This is a genomic window from Metabacillus bambusae, from assembly GCF_017497975.1.
Taxonomy (GTDB): Bacteria; Bacillota; Bacilli; order Bacillales; family Bacillaceae; genus Metabacillus; species Metabacillus bambusae.
Genome location: NZ_JAGDEL010000076.1, coordinates 1 through 508, shown reverse-complemented (window position 1 = coordinate 508; position 508 = coordinate 1). Strand labels below are relative to the sequence as shown.

General features: G+C 68.1%; 1 protein-coding gene. It reads left to right on the top strand.

From position 1 onward, the window contains the following. The coding region (ilvN, locus tag I7822_RS29655) for an acetolactate synthase small subunit (protein ID WP_207982568.1) at positions 1–453 on the top strand (453 nt) is incomplete at its 5' end. Between the last annotated feature and the right edge of the window lie 55 nt (positions 454–508).

Below are 508 nucleotides of genomic sequence, written 5' to 3'. Positions count from 1 at the left end.
CCCCGCCAGGGCCTGAAGATCGACTCGCTCGCGGTCGGTGACACCGAGCACCCCGACATCTCGCGCATCACGATCGTGGCAAACGTCGAGGACCTGCCGCTCGAACAGGTGACGATGCAGCTCAACAAGCTGGTCAACGTCCTGAAGATCGTCGAGCTCGAGCCCGGCGCCGCGATCCAGCGCGAGCTCGTGCTGGTGAAGGTCCGCGCCGACAACGAGACCCGCAGCCAGATCGTCGAGATCGTCCAGCTGTTCCGCGCCAAGACCGTGGACGTCTCCCCCGAGGCCGTCACCATCGAGGCCACCGGTTCGAGCGACAAGCTGGCCGCCATGCTGAAGATGCTCGAACAGTACGGGATCAAGGAGCTCGTGCAGTCCGGCACGATCGCCATAGGGCGCGGCGCGCGGTCCATCACGGACCGCAGCCTGCGCGCTCTCGACCGCAGCGCCTGACCCGCCACCGGCCCGCCCGCATGGCGAGACCGGACGTCCACCGACGGCGTTCCCG